Annotated in this window: 24 protein-coding genes; all 24 read right to left on the reverse strand. The window is 29.7% G+C overall.

What is annotated here, in order from left to right; translation table 11 throughout:
- The coding region (locus tag ACJDU8_RS19310) for an MFS transporter (protein WP_406793804.1) at positions 1 to 987 on the reverse strand (987 nt) is incomplete at its 3' end.
- A gap of 624 nt (positions 988 to 1,611) precedes the next feature.
- Positions 1,612 to 2,313 (reverse strand): acylneuraminate cytidylyltransferase family protein, encoded by a 702-nt coding sequence (locus ACJDU8_RS19315; RefSeq protein ID WP_406793805.1) that lies wholly within the window; start codon positions 2,311 to 2,313, stop codon positions 1,612 to 1,614.
- A gap of 40 nt (positions 2,314 to 2,353) precedes the next feature.
- Complete coding sequence (locus tag ACJDU8_RS19320; protein WP_406793806.1) at positions 2,354 to 3,400, reverse strand: nucleotidyltransferase family protein; 1,047 nt, start codon at positions 3,398 to 3,400, stop codon at positions 2,354 to 2,356.
- A gap of 16 nt (positions 3,401 to 3,416) precedes the next feature.
- Entirely contained in the window at positions 3,417 to 4,568 is a 1,152-nt protein-coding gene (locus ACJDU8_RS19325) for a LegC family aminotransferase (protein ID WP_406793807.1), read from the reverse strand.
- 48 nt (positions 4,569 to 4,616) lie between these two features.
- On the reverse strand, positions 4,617 to 5,288 hold the full coding sequence (locus ACJDU8_RS19330; RefSeq protein WP_406793808.1) for a PIG-L deacetylase family protein: 672 nt from the start codon (positions 5,286 to 5,288) through the stop codon (positions 4,617 to 4,619).
- Positions 5,289 to 5,290: 2 nt separating this feature from the next.
- Positions 5,291 to 6,454 (reverse strand): UDP-N-acetylglucosamine 2-epimerase, encoded by a 1,164-nt coding sequence (gene neuC, locus ACJDU8_RS19335; RefSeq protein WP_406793809.1) that lies wholly within the window; start codon positions 6,452 to 6,454, stop codon positions 5,291 to 5,293.
- Positions 6,444 to 7,394, reverse strand: coding sequence for a GNAT family N-acetyltransferase (locus ACJDU8_RS19340; RefSeq protein WP_406793810.1), 951 nt, complete (start codon positions 7,392 to 7,394; stop codon positions 6,444 to 6,446). Before ACJDU8_RS19340 ends, neuC begins: the two co-directional genes overlap by 11 nt.
- 14 nt (positions 7,395 to 7,408) lie before the next feature.
- Positions 7,409 to 8,407, reverse strand: a complete 999-nt coding sequence (gene neuB, locus ACJDU8_RS19345) for an N-acetylneuraminate synthase (protein WP_406793811.1) — start codon at positions 8,405 to 8,407, stop codon at positions 7,409 to 7,411.
- A complete protein-coding gene (locus ACJDU8_RS19350) occupies positions 8,400 to 9,041 on the reverse strand; it encodes an acetyltransferase (RefSeq protein WP_406793812.1) in 642 nt (213 codons plus the stop codon). The genes neuB and ACJDU8_RS19350 overlap by 8 nt, the downstream gene beginning before the upstream one ends.
- Before the next feature lie 60 nt (positions 9,042 to 9,101).
- The gene (locus tag ACJDU8_RS19355; RefSeq protein WP_406793813.1) at positions 9,102 to 10,088 is read right to left on the reverse strand and encodes an NAD-dependent 4,6-dehydratase LegB; all 987 of its coding nucleotides are present in this window, start codon (positions 10,086 to 10,088) and stop codon (positions 9,102 to 9,104) included.
- Positions 10,089 to 10,118: 30 nt separating this feature from the next.
- On the reverse strand, positions 10,119 to 10,376 hold the full coding sequence (locus ACJDU8_RS19360; protein ID WP_406793814.1) for a hypothetical protein: 258 nt from the start codon (positions 10,374 to 10,376) through the stop codon (positions 10,119 to 10,121).
- A 17-nt stretch (positions 10,377 to 10,393) separates the two neighbouring features.
- Positions 10,394 to 10,723 carry a hypothetical protein gene (locus tag ACJDU8_RS19365; protein WP_406793815.1) on the reverse strand — a complete coding sequence of 110 codons (330 nt, stop codon included), beginning with the start codon at positions 10,721 to 10,723 and terminating at the stop codon, positions 10,394 to 10,396.
- Between the two features lie 26 nt (positions 10,724 to 10,749).
- Positions 10,750 to 11,076 (reverse strand): hypothetical protein, encoded by a 327-nt coding sequence (locus ACJDU8_RS19370; RefSeq protein WP_406793816.1) that lies wholly within the window; start codon positions 11,074 to 11,076, stop codon positions 10,750 to 10,752.
- Positions 11,066 to 11,239, reverse strand: a complete 174-nt coding sequence (locus ACJDU8_RS19375; RefSeq protein ID WP_406793817.1) for a hypothetical protein — start codon at positions 11,237 to 11,239, stop codon at positions 11,066 to 11,068. The genes ACJDU8_RS19370 and ACJDU8_RS19375 overlap by 11 nt, the downstream gene beginning before the upstream one ends.
- Before the next feature lie 51 nt (positions 11,240 to 11,290).
- Positions 11,291 to 13,009 carry a motility associated factor glycosyltransferase family protein gene (locus ACJDU8_RS19380; RefSeq protein ID WP_406793818.1) on the reverse strand — a complete coding sequence of 573 codons (1,719 nt, stop codon included), beginning with the start codon at positions 13,007 to 13,009 and terminating at the stop codon, positions 11,291 to 11,293.
- Between the two features lie 189 nt (positions 13,010 to 13,198).
- Positions 13,199 to 13,486, reverse strand: a complete 288-nt coding sequence (locus ACJDU8_RS19385; protein ID WP_406793819.1) for a hypothetical protein — start codon at positions 13,484 to 13,486, stop codon at positions 13,199 to 13,201.
- 137 nt (positions 13,487 to 13,623) lie between these two features.
- Positions 13,624 to 13,923 (reverse strand): hypothetical protein, encoded by a 300-nt coding sequence (locus ACJDU8_RS19390; protein WP_406793820.1) that lies wholly within the window; start codon positions 13,921 to 13,923, stop codon positions 13,624 to 13,626.
- Between the two features lie 92 nt (positions 13,924 to 14,015).
- The gene (locus tag ACJDU8_RS19395) at positions 14,016 to 15,191 is read right to left on the reverse strand and encodes a class I SAM-dependent methyltransferase (RefSeq protein WP_406793821.1); all 1,176 of its coding nucleotides are present in this window, start codon (positions 15,189 to 15,191) and stop codon (positions 14,016 to 14,018) included.
- A gap of 83 nt (positions 15,192 to 15,274) precedes the next feature.
- Positions 15,275 to 15,715, reverse strand: a complete 441-nt coding sequence (locus ACJDU8_RS19400; RefSeq protein WP_406793822.1) for a MerR family transcriptional regulator — start codon at positions 15,713 to 15,715, stop codon at positions 15,275 to 15,277.
- Between the two features lie 839 nt (positions 15,716 to 16,554).
- A complete protein-coding gene (locus tag ACJDU8_RS19405; protein WP_406793823.1) occupies positions 16,555 to 17,331 on the reverse strand; it encodes a YdcF family protein in 777 nt (258 codons plus the stop codon).
- A 178-nt stretch (positions 17,332 to 17,509) separates the two neighbouring features.
- Positions 17,510 to 17,899 (reverse strand): recombinase family protein, encoded by a 390-nt coding sequence (locus ACJDU8_RS19410; RefSeq protein ID WP_406793824.1) that lies wholly within the window; start codon positions 17,897 to 17,899, stop codon positions 17,510 to 17,512.
- 249 nt (positions 17,900 to 18,148) lie between these two features.
- Positions 18,149 to 18,856, reverse strand: a complete 708-nt coding sequence (locus ACJDU8_RS19415) for a DUF1287 domain-containing protein (protein ID WP_406793825.1) — start codon at positions 18,854 to 18,856, stop codon at positions 18,149 to 18,151.
- Positions 18,857 to 18,928: 72 nt separating this feature from the next.
- Entirely contained in the window at positions 18,929 to 19,414 is a 486-nt protein-coding gene (locus tag ACJDU8_RS19420; protein WP_406793826.1) for a GNAT family N-acetyltransferase, read from the reverse strand.
- A gap of 45 nt (positions 19,415 to 19,459) precedes the next feature.
- Positions 19,460 to 19,831 carry a DUF5680 domain-containing protein gene (locus ACJDU8_RS19425; protein ID WP_406793827.1) on the reverse strand — a complete coding sequence of 124 codons (372 nt, stop codon included), beginning with the start codon at positions 19,829 to 19,831 and terminating at the stop codon, positions 19,460 to 19,462.
- Between the last annotated feature and the right edge of the window lie 221 nt (positions 19,832 to 20,052).

Consider the following 20,052-nt stretch of genomic DNA (forward strand, 5'->3'; position numbering starts at 1 on the left):
GTCATTTGGCAATAATAAGTTATTCATTGGTAATATAAACATTGCTAAATAAAAAGGTATTGTAATAAAAACAAATAATGAAGTTATAATAGCTCTTCCTTTATAATTTTTTCTTTGAAATACATCTCCAAGGTATCCAAAAAATCCCGAAGTCAAACCACCTATTTGAAACAAGGCAAAGATATATCCTGCAGCAATAGTTGCTGTTTTTATACTGTAATGTTCATGTTGGATTTTAGAAATATATAATGTTGGAAGCCATATTAAACTTCCAGTTGTAATATTCATAAAAAATCCCTGAAAAAACAGTAAAACATTACTGCTCTTGGAGGCTATTTCATATAAATGATTAAATTCAATGTTGTAATTATATTCATACCCTTTTTTAATAAGCTCTTTTAATTCAGGTTCTGATTCCCCTAATTCAGGTTCTTTTATAAAAAAATATAAAACAATTAATAAAAGCCCTACTATACTGACAATTTCAAAGGGTCTTCTCCAATCTGTGGCGGCAGCAATAAGTGAAGCCATTAGTGATCCTGCTATTCCGCCAAAGCCTTGTGACATTCCCCAAAGGCTTAGAAGCATTCCTCTAAATTTATATGGAATATAATCAGTTAACACACTGAATCCAATTGACGCTATGCACCCCAATCCTATGCCAGTAAATATCTGAAAAATAAGAAGCTGAACATAAGTACTGCTGTGGGATGTTAAAAATACTGATACCGACCAAAAAATAGTTCCTGTGATGACAAGTTTCTTCCGATTAAATTTACCAGACAGATAGCCCCAGTAAATTGATGAAATGGAAGTTACTAATATATTAATAGCCGAAACAATGCCCAAGGCAGATAAGGGTACCTTCAAATCTGCTGCTATAGAGGAAAAAAGTGGTGGAAACAACCCTATAATAATATTATCAAAAGCCGCCAGTGCCACAAAAACAAATATAGTATAAATTATCTTTATATTGCCATTATTCATAACGTTTATAACTCCATAATTATCGTCTTTGTTTATTTAATCTCACTTTAACTTTAGTTCACATATATATTTATAATACCCCTTTAAGTTTAAAGTACATATGTTAAATTTTGTTTTCAATTAATTTATTATACAGTTAATTTATTGTTAATACAATTACATATCCATCCATTACATGTAAAAAAAGTCAAGTTGCAACAAAATCTGATTCCTCGTTAATTAATTTATATCTCTTTCTTGCCGCACCTGTCATACAATCGTATAATTGTATGACAGACGGCTTATTACTTCCAGGAACCAAGTTATCTCCACAAAGAGAACTAGCTGATTATTTGGCTAGGGCTATGGTTTCTAATTTTTTTACAATTCTTTACTTTTTGATAACATATAAGATGTTTATATTATTAAACATTAATGATAAACTACATTTAATAAGTTGATTTTACGAGCCAGAAGCCAGCGGTCACAGCACCAAAAGTTAAGGTGTATAAGTCAGAACCCAGGAGCCAGAGCCGAATCAACTTATTTTATCAAGTAATTCTTAGGCTCACGGAGAGTTTGTCTATGAGAACTGCTTTTCTTCTCATAAAAAATACTGGCATTTTTTAATACGCCAGTATTTTTTTAATACGAGATTAAATTATTATTTATAATAAATTTCACAAATTCAAATTGATAAATATCATCTATGTCTATAGATGATATTTTATCCATTATATATGGATAACTTTTTTCTCTATAAAAGCTCTTATATTTTAAAAAATAATCTGTTTTACATATATAAATAGCTCCGTTTATTCTATATTCCTTCTCCATATCTTGTCTTCTCATTTTCTTGTTGTCATCAAAAAGAAAATCTAAACGCATATTTGAATCTAAAACTATATTAATATTTGATGGATGATCTACTTCACATATACTTACTATTGAATTTGCATCATAATTTAATAACTTGTCTACACTTTCCAATATATGCTTTCCATTTCTAAGAGGCGATGTAGGCTGCAGTAGAACAATATAATCATATGAATTCCCCATTTTTTTTATTTCATTTAATACATGTAAAATGACATCATGATTTGATGCAGTATCTGTAGACAGCTCATCAGGCCTCAAAAATGGAACTGAGGCTCCATAATTTTCCGCTATTTTTGCATATTTTTCAGAATCAGTAGATACAATTATACCGTCAAAGATTTTAGATTTTATACATGCATCTATAGTATACACCATTAAGGGTTTGTTATTTATTTCTTTTATATTTTTATCAATTATACCCTTGGATCCGCTTCTTGCAGGTATTATAGCTAAAAAACTTTTATTCATATACATTGCCTATCTCCTTAATCCATAAGTGACTTTTAAATCAAACATTTAATTTTTCTATCATACTTTTCATTTCTCTAAATTCTCCCATATCCAGCCAATCATTATCAGTTACGGGGTATATTCCCACCTTTTCGCCCTTTGATAAACAAATATTTATTAAATCTGTCATATTAAAATATATATCTTTAGGGATATATTTTAATACATCTGCTTCTAATACATACATACCTGTATTAATTAAAAATTCATAATTGGGTTTTTCATTAATGGATTCTATCTCTCCTTTTTCATTTAAATTGAAAACTCCATATGGAATTACATAGTTTTTTAGAACTGTAATTACTGTTAACTTATTATTATGGTTTTTGTGATATTCTAAAATTTTAGAATAATTGGTGTTAACTAGTATATCACAATTACTTACAAAAAAGGTATCAACTATATTGTCACTTAATAAACTCAATCCCCCCGCAGTACCAAGAGGTTTTTTTTCTTCTAAAAATAATATTTTATATGATAATTTTTGATTAAAATATGCTTTTATTATTTCCTTTTTATAATTAACAGTAATATAAAAATTTTTAAATTTAAACTCCAAAAATTTGTTTATTACCCTCTCTATTATAGGTATATCTCCAATGGGGATAAGTGCCTTTGGAATAATCTTTGTATATGGATGGAGCCTTGTACCTTTTCCCCCAGCCATTATAACAACTGATATATCCTTGGTATTGCTATAATTAAATTTATCATCATATAAATCATCCCAAAATATCATATCTACCACTTCATTGTATTCATTTACCAAAGGCAGACTTTCAATACGGTACTTTTTCATTAATTCATTTGCTCTATTTCCATTCTTTATATTTAAATATATAGGATGTATATTCATTATATTTTCTACTAAAGACGATAAATCTCCGCTTTTTACGATCCACCTTCTTATATCTCCATCTGTAACTACACCTATTAATTTATTATTTTCTACTACAATAAGAATCTTTTTTGCAGTTTTATTTAACTTTTCAATTGCCTGTCGTATTGATATTTTTTTATCTATAAAAAGATTTTGAATATCCATAAGAACACTCCCTAATTTATTCAGCTTTTTCTAGTATGCTTATGATATATTCTATGCTTTCTCTTTTTAAGTTGGTACTGCATGGTATATTCAATACTCTATTGTAATATTTAATGGCTTTTTCAATTTTATATGCTTGATTTTTTATATATGGTCTTTGGGTGTGTATTAGTTTCCAAATAGGTCTTGTTTGGATTTGATTTTTTAAAAGGTATTTTAGCAGTTCATCTCTATCCAAGCTGCTATTATCTATATATAAGGAATAAAACCAATGATTGTTTCTTGCATTATTATTAAACTCCAGAAGTGTTAATCCTTCTATATTACTTATCCTTGACTTATACAATTTATAATTTTTAATTTTTATTTCAATAAATTCTTCTAATCTTTCAAGTTGTGCTACTCCGAGTGCTGCTTGTAAATTAGTCATTCTGTAATTGTATCCTATATGATGATGTACATAATATAATTCATCATCCTTAGCTTGAGTTGACAAATACTTAGCCTTTTTTATGTCCCCAGAGGATTTTCCAATTAAAATTCCTCCTCCTCCGGTTGTTATTATTTTATTCCCATTAAATGAATAGGCTCCAAAATCACCTATGGTACCTGCAAATTTCCCTTTATATTTTCCACTGGTATAATAGGTTCCTAAAGCTTCAGTAGCATCTTCTATTAATTTTATTTTGTATTTGTCTGTTAACTCTTTTATTTTTTCAACATTAGCCATATTTCCAAACACATGAACTACTATTAATGCTTTAATATACCTGTTAGTATTTTTATTTTTTAATCCGTTGTCAGTCATGATGCATTCATTTTCAAAGAATTCTTCAAGTTTGCCGCAATCCATATTTAAACTAGTATCACAATCCATAAATATAGGTTCTGCTCCTAAATATTTAACTGGATTAACTGCCGCTATAAATGTAACAGTTGGCACTATAACCTCGTTATTTATACTAACTCCAGATAACCTTAATGCTAAATGAATTGCTGCTGTGCCACTTTGACATGCAGCAGCATTATCTACATTTAGGTATTTTTTTATATCATTTTCAAATCTACTTACATAGCTGCCTGATGTAGAAACCCATTCACTTCCTATAGCATCTACCACATATTTTTCTTCATTACCTTTTAAATTTGGTACAGATAAGGGTATCATAATTATCTTCCTCTCATAATCTTAAAGTTCACTACCTAAAAGCTATTTTTATTCTATTCTCTCTCTTAATAACATAAATGCCTCAGCATTTTTATAACCTGAAGCTCCTCCTCTAAATACCGAAAGCCCTTTTACTACATCCGCAGATCTTGGAAAAGGTGCTCTTCCTATTTCGCTTTTAAATATGTTCATAATCTTCAGCTTTTTATCTAAAAACCCTTCTATATTTATGAATACATTAGGTTTAAAACTATCTATAGAATTATTTATTCCAAATTCAGTTTCCGATAATGTTTCATAAACATATACCTTTTTAACTGTATTATACCTAAACCACTTAGTACAAGACATTGCAGCCTCCGAAACAATTCTATGATCGCTATGTATATCTCCATAATTAGGGATGTACAAAACTTCACATTTTGTTTCAATAATACATTTAGATATTTTATCCACTAAATCCTTAAAAGGTACTTTGTCTAATTCTGTAGTAGAAAATCCTAATCTAAATACCTTTGCAAATTTATATTCATTAGCTGCTTTTTCGATTTCTAATTCTCTGCTATTTATTCTTTCCTTAGAAAATCCTAACTCCTCTGTCATTGAAGTTACTATAACCCAATAAACCCTGTGACCCCCTTTTACATACTTTAATATAGCTCCCCCACAACCAAAGGTTTCATCATCTGCATGTGGTGCTATAATCAATATATTACTCATTATCAACCTCCAAACAATGGATCCTCCCATTTAACTACATAAGATTTTAAATCTAAGCTTCTCATTAAGCTTATAATCTTCTCAACTGAATTTCCGCTGCCATAGGGTGACTGTACTTTATCCAATAAAAGTTTAAATTCTTTAGTTAAAACTGTTTCTATTCCTTTTACTATATTACTCACTCCTTGATGAACAAAAACCACATTTTCTGCACATAATCTTCCTTTTTGTCTATTTCCAACATTAACTGCACCTAATTTTAATGTTGGTGCCTCATATAACCCGGCACTAGAATTTCCAATCATAAACATGCTATTCCTTAATAAATTTATAAATAAAGTTCTAGAGATATTTTTATAGAATTTAAAATTTTCGTTATTATAGTATTTTTTTATTACTTCTATAATCTTCTTGTTTCCGCTATCCACATTTGGATAACTGACAAATGCATTTATGGACTTTTTTTCCAAGGCAACTAAAATTTCTTCAAAATATTGACCTGCTCTATCTTCTTCACCTGCCAGGGGGTAAAACATCATAACTGCGTAATTGTTCCAATGGGGCTTACCTAAAGCATGAACAATTTCTTTTTTGCTTATATATTCAGTGGAAATAAATTTATCTAAAGCTGGACTTCCAACATTAAATATTCTATTTTTATTTTCTCCAATCTTTATTAATCTTTGCTTTGATTCTTCGTTACTGACAAAATGAAGAGATGATAATTTGGATGTTGCATGTCTCACTGGATTATCAATATTCCCATCCAGAGCATGATCTCCGCTAAAAAAATGTATGGTTGGAATTCTAAGATATGTGCCTATTAATCCTCCAACAACCACTTCTTCTCTATCTCCAGCATATAAAATGACATCTGGCTTATATGCTGCCACTGTATGAATACAATCCTGCAGTAATATGGATAGCGATTTAATTCTAGAAGTCCTAGAATTAGAATCAATAAGATTTTCAATTTGTGCCATTATGGGTATTCCATCTTCTATTATATTATTTAATGTATATCCATAAGTTTCTGATAAATGTGCACCTGATACTATAAGCTTAATTTCAAAATCATTTGCTTCATTTAATTTTTTATATAAAAGACTCATCAGATCGTAATCTGACCTAATTCCAGTAAAGGCTAAAATTTTCTTAATACACATCCGAATCTCCCATCTGTATATTCCAATTATTATAAATACTTAAATCAGTGGATCCCTCTTTAAAATCTTTAACTCCAAAATAAGAAATGGGTTCACAATTAACAAATCCAATTCTTTCAGCCATTTCATGTACATTATCATTCAACTGACACCACATATTGATATATTTAAAATTATTATCTTTCCCTTTTTTAATAACCCATTCTAATATTTCTTTTGTATAACAATCATCTAATGAATTGATTTCTACTATATCAACTTCATAATTATTAAACTTCTTAGTAATTATTGATGAAACTACAGTTTGTCCTTGAACTACTACATAATTATCATATTTATTAATTGGATTATCTCTAAATCTCCATTTTAAATAATCTAAATCCTTATATATTTTTATTTTATTATTATTATTGTTATTAATAAGCCTAGAATAATCTAATAAAAATTTTTTATCATTAATAATGTTAAAATTTTTATAATTGTTTAAATTACCTATTTTAAATAAATTTAATTTCATAGTGGGAATTTCATATATGTTTCTCCAATTCAATTTATTCACAAAGATGAAATGAGAATTATTATTAGGAAATCCAATTACTGCTTTGTAACCACTTTCATCCATTCTTTCATATAATCTATTGGCTAATTTAGGGAATAATCCTCTTCCTTTAAAATTTGGATGGGTCATTGTAGTCATAGATAATGCAGCCTTTTCTATATTTCCATTAATAAAAATTTTACAGGGTGATACAGAATAATTTGCTATTATCTTATTGTTTTCAAGTGCAGCGTTAACCAGTATATCTTCCATGGGATTATCTATATATCTCCATGTTAAGAATCCTTCAGGCATTTCTCTATTGAAACAACTCCTAAACAACCTTTGAAATTCTGATATTCTTCTCAAATACTCATTTTTATCTATAAATTTAAATTCCACTAAATTCCCCTACCTTATAAATCTATAAGCTCATCTTTTTTAAAATCCTTTTTTGCTTTTTTCCCAATAACATAATTCCAATTCCTGGGTGATATACCTGTCCCAGGCCTTTTTACGCATACATTTTCTTCAGTAAATGCTTCTTTAGATTTTATGAAAACTTTAGCCACCAAACTTTTCCTTGCCACCGCTCTATTTATTTTTTCCGAAGGGGTTTGAACTTTTATTCCATCTCCAAGGGCTCTTTCTATATTTCTCAGTGCCTTAACCATGTTATTAAGTTCAAAAGGTTCTAAACTAGCCTTATGATCTGGACCATTCATGTTTTTATTTAATGTAAAATGTTTTTCTATAACTTTGGCACCTAAGGCTGCAGCTGCTATAGCTACCTCTATTCCCTGGGTATGATCTGAATATCCAATTGGCACTTTAAATGCATTTTCTATAGTTTTCATAGCAAGCAGATTCACTTCTTCCATTTTAGTTGGGTAATCAGTATTACAGTGAAGTACAACAATATCTTTTGTGCCATTTTCTTTTAAGATATTTAGTGAAAATTCTATATCTGATAAATTACTCATACCAGTTGATAATATAACTTTCTTTTTCAACTTTGCTATCTTTATCAGGTATGGAACATTATCTATTTCGCTAGAAGGTATTTTAAAAATTGTCATTCCTATACTATTTAAAAAATCAATGCTTTCTAAATCAAATGGTGATGATAAAAACATTATTTTTTTCATGTCACAATAATTCTTTAATTCTATATATTCTCTATAACTTAACTCTAACTTCTCCAACATTTGTAATTGCGAAATTTCTTCACCTAAATTATTAATTTGATAGTTAGCTTGTTTTGCATCTCTCGTTACTAGAGTAGATGCTTTAAAGGTCTGAAATTTTATTGCATCCACTCCTGCAATTACTGCTTTATCAACCATTTTTTTTGCTGTATTTAAATCTCCATTATGGTTAACTCCAGCTTCGGCAATTATAAAAATATTACTCATAACATTCCACCTCCCGACCTGGATTACCATAAATCTTAATTCCATCTTTAACATTTTCAACAATAACAGAACCCGCCCCTATAAGTACATTGTTCCCCACGTTAACATTTTGGATAATTGTAGCATTAGTTCCCACATGTGTCCCTTGCCCAATTGAAACTCCCCCACTTAATGCTGCTCCAGGCGCTAAATGAACAAATTCATTTATTTTACAATCATGTTCCACTATGCTTCCTGAATTTATAATGCACTGCTTTTTTATTAAGGCATTAGCATTAACAATTGCTCCTTTTCCTATGAATACACCTTCTTCAACCTTTGCGCTACAGGATACTATAGCTGTTTTATCAATTATGGTGGGAAAATTATATCCTATACTTTTTAATAAATTATAAACTTTCATTCTAATTTTAGGATATCCAATGGAGCCAATTCCAATAAATGCATTTTTTATGCCAGATTCATACAGCCAATTAAGGTCTTCATCGCACCACACTTTATCTATATTTAATTCACTATCCTTCTTATATTTTTTATCAACAATTCCTACAATCTGAAAATTGTTTAACCCATTTATAGAATCAATAATACTTCTACAGTGGCCCCCTGCGCCAATTAATATTATTTTTTCCATAAACTTTCCTCCCAATTATTGCTTAATTTAACAATATGATAAAAAACTTATCTAATCTAATTAAATATTATATATATCTGTTTTATATTTTTCTAAATTTTTCTCTACCTTAAACCACTCAACGGTTTCTTTTATGCCTTCTTCAAAGGTGAATTTTGGAGCCCATGCTGTTAACCTTTTAATCTTTTCATTTGATCCTAATAATCTATTTACCTCACTTTTTTCAGGTCTAATTCTTTCTGTCTCACATACAATTTTAACTTTTGAATTTAACTGTTTTATAAGTTCTGCTGTAAGATCTTTTATAGATATTTCTTTTTGAGAGGCTATATTTATTACTTCTCCTACTGTTTTATTACTTTTAGCAATTGCAATAAAGCCATTTACAGTATCTTTTACATAATTAAAATCTCTTGTTGGACTTAATGAACCTAATTTTATTTCTTCTTTTTGTGATAATAATTGAGTTATTATTGTGGGTATTATAGCTCTTGCTGATTGTCTTGGACCATAAGTATTAAAAGGTCTTACTATTGTTATAGGTAAAGAAAAGCTCCTATAGAAAGATTCTGCTAATTTATCTGCTGCTATCTTAGTAGCTGAATATGGTGATTGTGCCTGGTAGGGATGTTCTTCGGTTATTGGCACAAATTTAGCACTGCCATAAACCTCTGAAGTAGAGGTTATAATAACTCTCTTTGTGTTTAATTCTTTAGATGCTTGAAGCACATTTAATGTACCTTTTATGTTGGTATCTACATAAGAATCCGGTGAGTGATAACTAAAGGGAATTGCTATTAGTGCTGCAAGGTGATAAACCTCCTCTATATTTTTCATAGCTTCTCTTACTCCATTTGGATCTCTTATATCACCACTAAATATTTCTATTTCCTTTAGCATATGTTTTGACAATGTATCTAACCATCCCCATGAATTGAATGAATTATAATATACAAAAGCCTTAACACTATATCCTGAATTTAAAAGTTTTTCTACCAGGTGGCTGCCTATAAATCCATCTGCTCCTGTTACCAGAACCTTATTCATTAATTGCCTCCTATGTTATTACTTCATATATCAATCTAAGTGTATGCTGCAATTCACATCACTTAAAGCACTACATTCATTATTAAAAACCTTTAATTTATAATAATATCTTTTATCATAAATTAAACAACAAAACTCTCCATTATAGTTGGTAAGTGTATATCCACAAAACTTTTTGTAATCTGTATGTGGAAGGAATGCTTCCAATATCACTATTGCATCTTTAGCTGGATTTCCATTTCTATAACATACTCTTCCTTTTACTAATACCTTATTACAACTTTTCATTTCAGCATTCCTTCCATTTAACTTGTTGTTTCCTCTGAACACGGTTTAATTATTGGTTCATATATACACAATTCATAGTTAACATCATGGATTTTTTCAATATTTATTGCATATTCCCCGTAATCATTTGTAGTTGCATATCCAATTTCTACTGTTTTAGGAGGCCTATATTTGTAATTTATACTTTTAATACCAATAACTGCTCCCTCTACTGGATTACATTTTGAATCTAAGACTTTTCCTTCTATTAATATATTCTCGCTTTTTTCTATGACAATTCTTTTATTTAATATTTTATATAAACGTAGTTCCTGTGGCGTTATAATGATTTCTGCATATGATTTCAAAATTTAACCCTTCCATTCACTACTTATTACATATTTAAAGGAGAATATATATTCATTTCATAAAATATATCAGGTAAAACTTCCAGGGAAAATAAATATTCTCCTTTATTATCAGTATATGAATAACCTATTATTTTTCTAATATCACTCCCAAAATTAACTTGAATTATTTCTATTGCAGCACCAATACTTGGTAGCTTATTGGGATTATATACAGTACCTTTAATAATAACTCTTTTATAACACTTTAAAATTATATTTAAATTATATTTCCTGCAGTGATTTAAATTGCTAGTATTTATTAGCACGGATGTCTTTCCACATAACTCTATAGTATCTCCACTATTGTTCATTATTCTTTTCATCCATATCTTCTGTAAATATAGTCACTGTTGTATCATTACCTGAAGTAGTATCTTCTGACGATATTATTGAGCCTTCTTTTTCCTTACCATTAATCACCATCTTACTTATTTTTACTTGTTTGTAGACTTTACCATTTATTACTTTTTCCATTATATTTCCTCCATTAATATATATTATATAAGTTAACTATCCAGAAATATCTTAATAAAACTCTGACAGTGTTTCTAATATTAAAGACTTAATTTCTTTAAGGAAATCGTTCATTTTCTCAAAATAGACTAAAAAGCATTTACTTTGATATCTTAAGCTTGAAGTCAAAGAATCATAATCTTTAGCATACATATTAAAAGTTTCTTCTTTTATATCAAATAAAAATTTATTAAAATATCCACCTAAATAAAGTCTTCCTGGGGATGACTCAAAGTTATTTACTATTGCCATAATATACAGAAACTTTTTAAGTTCTTCATCATCTTCATCCATATCCATTAAAGATTTATCAGATTCATTAGATAATAAATCTTTACATAACTCTTCTCCCTTATTAGCTCCATCTATACATTTTTCTACATAGTTCAATATATCATAAGCCATATTTTCTGCATGGATTTCAATGGATTTATCTATAATACAGCTTTTTTTTCTATTATGAACATCATATATTTTAAATACATCACATAATTCCTTGTGAGGTGCACCTTTAATTTCTGCTCCATAAGATGCATTGATAAATTCTATATTATTCACTTCACTATGGAATTTTATATACTCTTCTATCTTTGCTCTAAATTGATTAAGCGTTACATTGGTTTTTATTTTGTCACCAAATATATCCTTTACAGTTAAGTCAGTATTATAGTTATTTTTTTTATCACTATCAAAAATAGCTAAATCCGAATGATGCTTACCATAGGTGAAAGCAAAATCTTGTCCTACTAATATTAAAGGGGAGCATCCCATAATATTTGCAATATCTACACAGGTATGAGCTACCGAACCTCCTAAATACACTCCCTTAAGCCCACATAGCTTGGGTATTGTCTTTGATAACAATGTTGATAAATATATCTTTTCGCCCTTATAGTCTCTTATTAAATATCTATTACTATATTCATAAAATACCAGTGGTATATCTTCATCTAAATAATCTTCCATCATATCATAATTATCATTTACAGGATCTATTGACACAACCATATCTGGCCTTATCCCATTTTTAAGCATTGCCCCTAATGTTCTATTTCCTGCTATTATAAAGTATTTATCTAATTCATCTTTATACTCCATCATTTCTGCTAAATTTTTATCTAAAGAAGGACCTGCGGATACTATTATTGCCGGGATTCCTCTATTTATATTTTCATATGAATTAAGTGGCGTTGCACTTTTTAATGATTTTAGATTGGCTATTAAATTTTTAATAAATACTTCCCTAAATCTGTTTGCAATACTTATAGAAGAACATGCTGTATAATAAACACACTCCAAGTTTTCCATAAATATTTCATATTCTTCTCTATATACACGTGAATAATTTCCAAAGGCATGAACATATAAATTATTGAAGTTTGTAATATTTATTACGCTATACAATTTGAGTTTTACAGAATTCTTATCATAAAAAACCAATCTTACATTATCATTACCTATGGTATTCTGCTTTTCATTAAAAATCTCCTTATTGGGTTCAAAAATTAATATTCTATTTTTTTTACATAAGACATTATATAAATCATCTAAATATTCACCTGTATCAATGCCAAAAATAATGATTAACGAATCAAATTTAATATCATTTACAGTTTTTAATAAATCATTAATGTCTTTTTTATAATCATTCTTATCTGCTAAATAATAATATTTTTTTTCTTTTTTTACATTATAAACATGATAACCATCCAACGTTTCAATCTTTTGCATATTATCTCCCTATATTATCTCTTGAGAATATTTTTTCTTTAATTTTATAATATTAAAAACTGTATTGTTTGTTACTCATACCCCATATATAGAAAAGCTATTCCAAAATAAAGTTTAAAATTATTTTGAAATAGCTCTATATTTTAAATTATATTATACAATTTTATGATGTTATCAAAAATCTAATTATTAAACTCCAAAGAACTTAATTACTAGTGCAACATTAGCCTTACAAGTTACACCATACCTACCAGTTGCATCTGTAAAAGTAGTGTGTTGCGCTGCTCCAGTTGTTGGAGCTGTACTTTCCCAAACTTCAACAGCACCACTTTGCATAGCAGCCCCAGTAGGACTTAAAGCTGTTCCTCTCAATAAGAACATACCCCAAGTACTTGTGCTAATATCCTTATTATACGCTGTTCCTGAATCTGCAAGAGATGCTGCAACAGTAACTGCTTTTGGTCTATAATTAGCCATAGCATTCTCCCCTTTTATCTACATTTTTGAGTATTAGTTACTATACTTATATAGTATTATAATCTGTAAAATTAGTTACAGTTTTAAAATGTAGTTACATTCTCTGTTCAACTTTCTAGTATAATAAACACTATGTCTTATGCTGGAGAATATGCAGTTAACTCATAGGCATAACCTTTTTTCCATAAAAGCGGCACACCATAGGAACCATCCTCTAGTGTAAAAGTTACTCCTATGTTTTTTCTCACTTGTGGTGTTACATTACTATTAATTTGAACTATATCAATAGCTGCATGCGGCAGTGGTATTCTCTGTGGACTATAAACTACACCCTTTATGAGTACATATTCTTCATTTGGTAATGTAGCATTTTTGCATATTACTTTTTTTGTAATTAATTCTTCTCTAGATATTATTTTTTTTACTACAGCACACATAGAATTCCTCCTTTTCTATATTTGCTCCATTCGTATTCAATATATCTTATGTGATTTTATTAAGATTTGGGATTCAAGTATTTAATTTATTCTCACTCATATATATAATTACGAGTTAACGGCCAATCATTATTTACACCTTTAGTAAATAAGAACTGATGAACATCAATGTTGCCACAATGAAACGACGCTGCACAGGAATTTAAATAAAGCCGCCACATACGAATAAAAGTTTCATCTTTTATTTTCCTGATATCTGGAAGAGCCTCCTCAAAATTTCGGGCCCAATGTTCTAACGTTTTAGTATAATGTTTACGCAAACTCTCAAAATCTATAAGATAAAACTTATCCGCAACCATCATAGAAACAAGCTCTTGAACTGCAGGTATGTATCCACCTGGAAATATGTACTTATTAATCCAAGTATTTGTCCCCGCTCCATCATAACCAGTAATACAATGTAAAAGAGAAACCCCACCCTCATTCAGAAGTGATTTAACAGCAGAAAAGTACCCTGGAAGATTTTCTTTACCTACGTGTTCAATCATTCCCACACTCACTACTCTGTCAAAAGTTCTGTTCTTTAATTCTCTAAAATCAATGAGCAGAACCTCTACCAGGTTCTGTAATTCCTCTTCTTTAATTCTCTCTAAAGCCCTGGAATATTGCTCTTTGCTAAGTGTAATTCCCAGTGCTTTAACCTTGTAGGTTTTAGCGGCTGTAAGAATAAGTTCTCCCCAGCCGCAGCCGATGTCCAGCAGCGTTTGACCAGGGTGCAAATTGAGTTTACGTAAAATATGATCCACCTTGTTCTTTTGAGCCTGAAACAAGCTATCTTCCGGCGATTTAAAATATCCACAAGAATAAGTCATGGTATCATCCAGCCATAAACCATAGAAATCATTACCTATATCATAATGGAACTGAACATCATCTTGGCTTCTACGAATAGTATTGGATAGTATTTTTGCCAATTTAACATAAGGTTTTTTCTCATGGAGAAAGCTGCTGCGATTATTATAGATAGATTCAATGACTTCTTGTACACTTCCATCAATGTCAATTTTGTTATGCATATAACCTTCGCCAAATGCAAGAGACGGATCACTTATAATCTCTGATTTTGCAATGGTGTCATTGAAATAAATCTTGAAACAAGTTTCTCCATCACCATATTTTTTTACTTCTCCATCCCAATACTTTACTTCACATGGGTCAGCAAACATATTCCTCATGACATTATGGTAGAATGCCTTATCAATACTCATTTATAATACCCCTCCTATTATCACTGGAATCTTTATTTTTCCAGCATTAAATTATCTACTTTCAATGAGTGACTAATGCTTTCTCACTCTTCAAAGTGCTCCATATTCATTTTTTCAACAACTGCTTCAGCTCGTTTTTTTAAATCCAGTAACTCCCTACGTACATCTTGGATCTTATCAATCTTCTTTTCAATAAGTATAAGTTTTTGATCTATGTTATTTATAATCTCAATCAATTTTTCTTTTTGCTTAGCTGGTTCAAATGACCGTTTGTAATCTACTTTATTGGCTTCTATTGCATTGCCAAGTGATATGAAATATTGCAGCTCTTGAAGGGAAAATCCTAAAGCCTCTTTAGCATTCTTAATCTTTATTAATAAGTCAATATGTTCCTGAGTATAGCACCTAATCCCTCCTTCACTACGCATAGGCGATGGTAAAATACCAATTTGCTCATAATATCTAATCGTTCGTTTAGTCAAACCACTTTCTTTTGAAACTTGATCTATTTTTAACCAATCCATAAAAGCCCTCCAAAGTCATTAATTATATAATAGAATACCATTCTATTTACATTGACGTCAACGTAAATTACTGGCAAGAGTGAAATTATCTACATAGTACCTATAAAGGTATTAAATAAACTAAGGGAAACAAAAAACTTTAATACAGCCGGAAATATTGAAAAAGGATTCATAATATTACAAACTGCTTTCTACCACCTACTGAATTATTTAACAAGTAGGATTATAATATATAAAGACGAAACATATTTACCTATATTATAAAGAAAACGAGGTGTAATTAATAGACTTTATACAAGACACACGGTGTAATAATAAGGGGGGTATTGAAAAATATATTATAGTATTTTTTAATAATTGAGCCTAAAAAAGGCGACACTAAACTATACCCAGAATATAAGCTTTTTTAAGACCACTTACAATTTCTTTAGGATCCTTATTCTTTAATGATGAGATGACCGTTTTTAATCCAGCAGGTCTTTTGACATTCATAAAGCGTATAAAGGCAAGTAATTTTTCTTCGTTTATTTTTTTATATAATGGAAAATTTTCTAAAGAACTCTTCTAAATCGTAAAAGTTGATCTCGTAATATTTGTCCATCTGCGTAATCCGTGTCTATTAACCGCATGCTTCTTTGCAATTGTTCCGTAACCTTATGGTAATTGCAGAACTTACTCAAATAGTAATCTTGTAGTGAATAAAATACATACCTTATAACATTTCACAGTAGCATTGGAATAATTAAAATATAATGCTTTCATTCTGTCCCTTCTCCGTCCGCAGAACAGAAATAAACCGTCATGGAAAGACTTCACAAGAAGAGCAGCGTGTATTTTCCTTATCTATCTACAAAAAACGATTTAATTACAGCAAAATATTCCCTAATGCAAGAATTGGGTAATATCCCCCACCATGTTCTTGAAGGCAAACCATATGTAATAAATCCATTACGTCTTCCTATCATCTTAGCCCTAAACATATGAAAATCACTAGTAACAATCATTATTTTATTTTTCTCATTCTCTCCCTGTTGTATCAATTCTCTTGAAAACTTAAAATTCTCCATAGTACTTGTAGACTTTTCTTCTCTGATTATTCTACTTGCATCAATACCGTTTTTAATAAGATATTTGCTCATCGCTTCTGCTTCAGGTATAGTTTCGCCAAACCCTTTACCACCTGAAACAATAACTCTTACTTCTGGATTTTCCCGCAGAAATTCAATACCCTTATCCATGCGATTTCTAAATGTTAACGTCATTTGGTCACCTTTCAAGCCAGCACCAAGTATAATAACATAATCTACCCGCACATTAAAATCTGTTCTAATTGCTGACAGTATCAATATTTCAACTAATATAAATGATGCTAGAACCAGAATAAATGTTATTGCAAGTATCCGCTTATAGACAGTATTTCGTATTCGAAAAAAAATAAATTTATCTCTTCGGAGCTGGATACCCACAATAAGTAACGGAATCGCCACAATACATGGGAATATTATTCCAAAATTCATTGCCGCCCTTAGAAACATTAAAAATAAAAAATCTAAAATACCTAAAGCCCCTAATATAATAAATACATAACTGACGACTTTCTTGGATAAATGAATCATATACCTCTCCTCCTTACTTTTCAAATCAAACTTCTTTTATTTTAAAAGTTCACTTATTATAATTATGTTCAAGAAAGTGTATCCAAGAAAACAAGAATGGTCCAAGATTATATCTACCAAAGTTTTGTACAAACAAAACTTTGGTAGATACAAAGCCTTATAAAATAACATTTTTTCACTATTTTGCCATACCTTCTTTTTGTCCCTCAAGCAAATTAATACGTTCAAATTCTACAATAGCACCTATCATTGTAATCATTAACCTTCCAGTATCAGTTGCTGTGTCCATATTCTCCTTATGGCTTACTAAATGTATTCCTTTTGATTGTAATTCTTCTACTATGTCTAATAAGTCCTTTGTTGACCTTGCTAACCTATCCAAACTATAAATATATATTGTATCTCCTTCCCTTGCAAACTTCATCATTACTTTTAATTCTGGTCTATCTGCACTTTTAACACTAACCTTTTCAGTAAATACTTTATCCATATTATATTTTTTTAATGCTTCGATCTGCTTTGCTTCATTTTGTTCAACGGCACTAACTCTAACATATCCTATATTCACTATTAATAACTTCCTTTCCTTGGCTTCACATTTATAATATATCATTTTGTCTATTTCAAATCAAAGATTATTAATAACAAGCAAATTTAATAGTTTGAACAAAAAACATGTTATAATGCTTATTTTAAAAAAGGTTAAAAGAACCCTTTGAATATATTTTGTTAATTATAAGTGGAAAATGAAAATATTATATTACGAAATGCTAGCTTTTTTACGTTCTTCCATTTTGGATCGAGCTGCCTGAACTTGCTAGTATTTAGGAAATCTAAAATGACCTGTTATTTTGGGCATCCAGTACATAATCTCATCACCTTCTCTAGCATAAGGTGGTGAATTATGTATTATATATGGAATACCATCTGCTCTCCTTTTATCAGAGACTATAGCTATGTGTTCACTGTGATCAAAAGTTATGATATCACCTGGCTGCCATTCCTTCAAATTCTCTATATCGTTAGGTTTCAACTCGGTAGTAATGCTAGCTGCATATTTCTTAAAATAAACATAAAGATTAGGTACCCTTCTAAAATCTATATTGGGATCTGGTTTACCCTCAATTTTGTTATAATCACCAGGATGATTTCTTATATCCTCATCTACCATATCCTTTAGATTATATCCTGCATCTTTAAAGGCTCTCCATATTAAGTCCGTACATACTCCTTCATTGTCTGGAGGATATCCACCTACATAATAGCCTCCTTTATATCTTACCTTCTTATTTGCTTCCTTTCTTGCTCCAAGAACTATATCTTCCTGATCTTTTATACCATCTTTATCTTTGTCTGAATTTACTAATACTATTATTTTCTTTAACTTCTCGTCAATTGTTTCATTCTTTTCTTTACTAGATGTATTTTTAGTTTGGGGCTTTGTGGTATTTCTACTGTAAAGTACATTTTTGGGTATAAAAAATTTAAAACCTATAATAATTAAACAAATTACAGCTAAAAACATTACAAAAAAACTTTTTTCTCATTTCGCACCTCCAGTTTCGATTATTCATATAACTAAAATTCAATATACATATTACAATATCAATTCCATAAATCCTACAGTAAACGGTAGATGTGAAAAACTGCTTGTTCCTTTTTCTGTAAACCCACAAGATAGATACCACTGCTTCAATATTTTATTTTCTTCAATTATACCTATTTTAATTATCTTTCCATTTAAAAATTCCACATAGTTTTTAACATAAGTTATTAGTGCTTTTCCATAATCATTATGGCGATATTCAGGTAACACGGATAGCTTTTCCATCTCGTAAGTATCATCATCCTGCTTTGCAATAGCAACAAATCCTATTTGAATGTTATCTGTAAATAAACCAAACATCTTTATTCCCCTCGCCTTATCCTTTATAAGTCTTTCAGTTTCAATAAATGCACCATTTGTTGGGCAGTTCTTTTTTGTTAAATTAAATTCCTCTGCAACTGTTAGAAACGACAGCCTAATAATCCGTATGCTAATTGATAACTCTTTATCCTGAATTTCTCTGATAAAATAATTCAAAGTTCATCACCTCTTTTAATTAAAAATAGAGACAGTAATAGCCTATTATTCATTGGAGTATTTTAACCTGCCTGCTGTAATTTGTTGTGCTGATAATAAGGCTTTATAATAGAAATTTTCTATTTGCAATAATGAGTTTATATCACCCTGAAAAAATGTTTCATACTGGAATAGTCCATTTTCATATGTATAATTTGAGAATAAGTTACCACCACAATTCTTTAAGTGCATTCCCCTTGCTTCTTTTAAAAACCTGTAAATTTTTTCAGCAGATACATTTGTATCTTGCTTTATATATCCTACATAATCACATGACCAGATAGGAATATCATTATCCTTTTCATATACATACTCTACACCACTATATGGATTAAATCCTCTATAAGAATCCGTGAATATCAGATCATCTATTTCCATCTTGAAATCCCAGTCATACAGCACAGATTTTATATATGGATTATATAAAGAATTTTTTTAACATAACATTCATATCTTCCTTTTACAAGTACTTTCATTAATTTTTCTTTTGAAACCAATTTATAAATCCCCTCCCCCTGAGTTTTTATAAAGTATATCAATATTACTTGTCAAAATATAAAACAATATTGCTATCTTCTATAAACTTATAGAGTATTAGC

Source organism: Candidatus Clostridium eludens (assembly GCF_045310515.1).
Lineage (GTDB): Bacteria > Bacillota > Clostridia > Clostridiales > Clostridiaceae > Clostridium_B > Clostridium_B eludens.

What these genes read in the sequence shown, in the direction of transcription:
- ACJDU8_RS19375 (WP_406793817.1), bottom strand. Translation starts at nt 11,239, where the DNA reads ATGGAAAAAGTAATAAATGGTAAAGTCTACAAACAAGTAAAAATAAGT.
- ACJDU8_RS19330 (WP_406793808.1), bottom strand. Translation starts at nt 5,288, where the DNA reads ATGAGTAATATATTGATTATAGCACCACATGCAGATGATGAAACCTTT.
- ACJDU8_RS19315 (WP_406793805.1), bottom strand. Translation starts at nt 2,313, where the DNA reads ATGAATAAAAGTTTTTTAGCTATAATACCTGCAAGAAGCGGATCCAAG.
- ACJDU8_RS19360 (WP_406793814.1), bottom strand. Translation starts at nt 10,376, where the DNA reads ATGAAAAGTTGTAATAAGGTATTAGTAAAAGGAAGAGTATGTTATAGA.
- ACJDU8_RS19370 (WP_406793816.1), bottom strand. Translation starts at nt 11,076, where the DNA reads ATGAACAATAGTGGAGATACTATAGAGTTATGTGGAAAGACATCCGTG.
- ACJDU8_RS19350 (WP_406793812.1), bottom strand. Translation starts at nt 9,041, where the DNA reads ATGGAAAAAATAATATTAATTGGCGCAGGGGGCCACTGTAGAAGTATT.
- ACJDU8_RS19355 (WP_406793813.1), bottom strand. Translation starts at nt 10,088, where the DNA reads ATGAATAAGGTTCTGGTAACAGGAGCAGATGGATTTATAGGCAGCCAC.
- neuB (WP_406793811.1), bottom strand. Translation starts at nt 8,407, where the DNA reads ATGAGTAATATTTTTATAATTGCCGAAGCTGGAGTTAACCATAATGGA.
- ACJDU8_RS19385 (WP_406793819.1), bottom strand. Translation starts at nt 13,486, where the DNA reads ATGGCTAATTATAGACCAAAAGCAGTTACTGTTGCAGCATCTCTTGCA.
- ACJDU8_RS19390 (WP_406793820.1), bottom strand. Translation starts at nt 13,923, where the DNA reads ATGTGTGCTGTAGTAAAAAAAATAATATCTAGAGAAGAATTAATTACA.
- neuC (WP_406793809.1), bottom strand. Translation starts at nt 6,454, where the DNA reads ATGTGTATTAAGAAAATTTTAGCCTTTACTGGAATTAGGTCAGATTAC.
- ACJDU8_RS19325 (WP_406793807.1), bottom strand. Translation starts at nt 4,568, where the DNA reads ATGATACCCTTATCTGTACCAAATTTAAAAGGTAATGAAGAAAAATAT.
- ACJDU8_RS19425 (WP_406793827.1), bottom strand. Translation starts at nt 19,831, where the DNA reads ATGGAAATAGATGATCTGATATTCACGGATTCTTATAGAGGATTTAAT.
- ACJDU8_RS19405 (WP_406793823.1), bottom strand. Translation starts at nt 17,331, where the DNA reads ATGATTCATTTATCCAAGAAAGTCGTCAGTTATGTATTTATTATATTA.
- ACJDU8_RS19395 (WP_406793821.1), bottom strand. Translation starts at nt 15,191, where the DNA reads ATGAGTATTGATAAGGCATTCTACCATAATGTCATGAGGAATATGTTT.
- ACJDU8_RS19400 (WP_406793822.1), bottom strand. Translation starts at nt 15,715, where the DNA reads ATGGATTGGTTAAAAATAGATCAAGTTTCAAAAGAAAGTGGTTTGACT.
- ACJDU8_RS19320 (WP_406793806.1), bottom strand. Translation starts at nt 3,400, where the DNA reads ATGGATATTCAAAATCTTTTTATAGATAAAAAAATATCAATACGACAG.
- ACJDU8_RS19380 (WP_406793818.1), bottom strand. Translation starts at nt 13,009, where the DNA reads ATGCAAAAGATTGAAACGTTGGATGGTTATCATGTTTATAATGTAAAA.
- ACJDU8_RS19415 (WP_406793825.1), bottom strand. Translation starts at nt 18,856, where the DNA reads ATGTTTTTAGCTGTAATTTGTTTAATTATTATAGGTTTTAAATTTTTT.